Source organism: Embleya sp. NPDC025285 (genome assembly GCF_055558835.1).
In genome coordinates this window covers 1-2,775 of the sequence record NZ_JBVHLU010000252.1, presented here as the reverse complement: position 1 = coordinate 2,775, position 2,775 = coordinate 1, and the positions used below count along the sequence as shown (strand labels likewise).

General features: G+C 70.5%; 4 protein-coding genes. All 4 read left to right on the top strand.

From position 1 onward, the window contains the following. Positions 1-303 (top strand): hypothetical protein (locus tag ACZ4FV_RS51945; protein WP_465328432.1); only part of this gene is annotated, 303 nt, incomplete at its 5' end. Positions 304-375: 72 nt separating this feature from the next. Continuing rightward, positions 376-1,014, top strand: a complete 639-nt coding sequence (locus tag ACZ4FV_RS51940) for a phytanoyl-CoA dioxygenase family protein (protein ID WP_465328430.1) — start codon at positions 376-378, stop codon at positions 1,012-1,014. Next, positions 1,011-1,601, top strand: coding sequence for a phytanoyl-CoA dioxygenase family protein (locus tag ACZ4FV_RS51935; RefSeq protein WP_465328428.1), 591 nt, complete (start codon positions 1,011-1,013; stop codon positions 1,599-1,601). Before ACZ4FV_RS51940 ends, ACZ4FV_RS51935 begins: the two co-directional genes overlap by 4 nt. A gap of 153 nt (positions 1,602-1,754) precedes the next feature. Further along, a complete protein-coding gene (locus ACZ4FV_RS51930) occupies positions 1,755-2,549 on the top strand; it encodes a hypothetical protein (RefSeq protein ID WP_465328426.1) in 795 nt (264 codons plus the stop codon). The last annotated feature ends 226 nt before the right edge of the window (positions 2,550-2,775 follow it).

Sequence of the window (2,775 nt, the reverse complement as noted above, 5' to 3'; positions counted from 1 at the left end):
GAACTGCTGTGTATATCTTGGCGGCACGTGCTTTCTCTTTCCGGTTACCTGCAACCCTACGCGGGTCGCTGTCCGGAAGATCAAGGGCACCTCAGGGCGATGGACATGCTCACCACGTTGGCCGGTCACCTGGCGCTGCCCCCCGACGTACCGATCCTCACCCCGGCGCAAGCGGGCCTCGCCGAACGCGCCACCGATGCCCTCGGTGTCGTCGAGGGCATCGCGCACGCCCTGGCCTGCGCAACGCCACCCGCCACGGCGCTGGCCCAAGCCCTCGCTCGCGCGTGCGCCGTTCGGCCTTGACCCGTGCGTCGCCGCAGCCCGATCACAGCATCCCTTCCCGTGCAGGATCGAGTCACGTCGAGGAGACGCTCGATGACCGCAAGCACCCGGCGCGGAGGCGTCGACTACCACCGTGACGGCTACGCCCGACTCGGGGCCGTCGTGGATCCCAGCGTGATCGACGCCCTCGCCGTCGAGGCTGCGACACTTCACGAACTCCTGTCCGCCAGGGTGGAGATGCCCCGTCTCCTGGTCGACGTCACTCTGAGGCCCCGACGGATCCACCGCGCGGACCACGTATCCGTGCCCGTCCGATTCCTGTTGCACGACACCGCGCTCGCCGCCATCGCCGCCTCGTGTCTGGGCGCGCATCGGGCGGAACCCGTGGGCGCCTGCCTCGTGTGCCTTCCGCCCAACAGTCCCGGCACCCTCACCGCCCCGCTGAGCGGACGAGAGCCCGATCCGGCGACCGCAGACGAACATGTCCATCTGTGGGTGCCTCTGCAACCGGCGGACGGTGTCCTGCGCGTCGAGGCAGGCAGCCACCGCAGCAGCCGGAGCCGTCTGTGGTGGCGGCGCCGGCTGCGCCTGCACGAACCCACGATCGGCTGCGGCACGTGGAACGGGACCGGACTCGCGGTCCACCCACGCCTGTACGCCGGAGAATCCGCGAACCCGACTCGGGCGTACGCCATGTCCCTCGTCCTCACTTACCACGGGGCGGGCCGATGATCGCGGCCGTCGACGTCCGAGCCGCGTACGACACCTTCGGCTACGCGGCCTTGGGATCTCTCTTCGGTCCCGGTGAACTCCTGCCCCTGCGCGAACGCGCCGCACTCATGGAGGAGATGCGCGCGTCGTGGGGCGTCGAGGACACGATCAGCCACCAAGGCCACGTCTCGCTCGAACCCTTTCTGCGCGATCCCCGCGTACAGGCCGCAGTCGCCCGGGCGACGGGGACGGCCCGCGCCACCCCCCTCGGCGCGGTTCTGCACCACTATGCGCCCGGATCCGGCCCCCGCCCACCGCAGCCTCCCGAAGATCGCGACCCGGTCGTGACCGTGATCGTGGGCATGGAGCCGATTGTCGCCCTGCACCCCAGCGACGGCGGCATCACCCTCGTCCCCGCCAGCCACCGCGACACCTTCAAACTCCCCCGCGGCAGGGGGATCGACGACGCCGTCCGGTACGTCTGTGTCCCGCCCGGACACGCGATGCTGCTGCATCCGCGTCTGTGGTGCGGACGCCCGGCCAATCCCCTGCGTCGAGCCGCAATCGCGCTGGCGCTGTACCTACGGCCGGAACGCGGATCGGCGTGACACCCCAGCCCCGCAGGGACCGACCCCTTCGACGGAAGAGCATCGGCCGGCCCGCCGACATCGCCACCGTCACCGCGTCCGTCGCCCGGACCCGCCGCAGCGCCGCGCCCCCTTGCAGTCGGCGCGGCCATGCCCCCGATCGGAGGAAACCGCGTGCCTCGCCTCCTCACCGGCACCGCCGACGCGTGCGTACTCGTGGTCGCGACCCACTGGTCCACCGTCATCCACCTGGACGCCGTCCTGGGTCGATGGTGGCAACCCACCGTCCAACCCCGGTCCTGCCTGATGATCGACGTACGTCTGGATCCGGACCACCAGGCCGAGACGGCACGGGCCGTGGCCGAGCACGGTCCCGACATCAGCGAGACCGCGGGCGTGGCCGTCCATGTCGCTCGAACCTCCCGGGTCACGACCCTGGTCTATCCCACGCTCGGAGCATGCGTGAACGTGCGCACGGGTTCGGACCCGACCGCCGAGATCGTGGGCGCCGACCCCTTCGGCCTGGCCGTTGTCACGGCTTTGACCGCCCGCGACCTGGTTCGTTACGCACTGGAACGGGTGGGCTGGCGTCTGTTCCACTCCGCCACAGTGCCCCTCGCCGGCGCGAGCGATACCCCCACACGCGCCTGGACCCTGTTCCGCCCGGCCGACGGCGAGGACACCCTCGCCTTCCTGCCCCACCCCTCCGACACCGACCTCGGACTCGTCTTCCCAAAACCGCCACCCGACCCCGAGCACACCGAGCCCCAGGTGATCGTCGCCGCGTTCGAGACCCACCTGCTCACCGTGCTCCCCGACGTCCCCACCGTTGCGGCTCCGCAGTGGCTGGCGGCGCCCGGCGCCTTCCCCCGCAACCGCGACGAGGGAGACCCCGTACGCGGCTTCCTCCGCGACATCTTCGCCTCGAACCCCGTCTTCGAACCGATCCCGCACGACCCGTCTGCGTAAGGGCCCGCGACGAGCGCCCTCGACTTCCAGGAGGCCATCCATGGTGCTGCACCCACTGCCCCTGCCCGACGACGACCCCGGATGGAATCGCCGCCTGCACGGGTTCGCGGCGGTCGACGGACCACCCGGAGCACTGAGGTGCCCTTGATCTTCCGGACAGCGACCCGCGTAGGGTTGCAGGTAACCGGAAAGAGAAAGCACGTGCCGCCAAGATATACACAGCAGT

Bases quoted from the DNA above. Each gene is read 5' to 3' on its own strand.
- ACZ4FV_RS51940 (WP_465328430.1), top strand. From the start codon at position 376: ATGACCGCAAGCACCCGGCGCGGAGGCGTCGACTACCACCGTGACGGC.
- ACZ4FV_RS51935 (WP_465328428.1), top strand. From the start codon at position 1,011: ATGATCGCGGCCGTCGACGTCCGAGCCGCGTACGACACCTTCGGCTAC.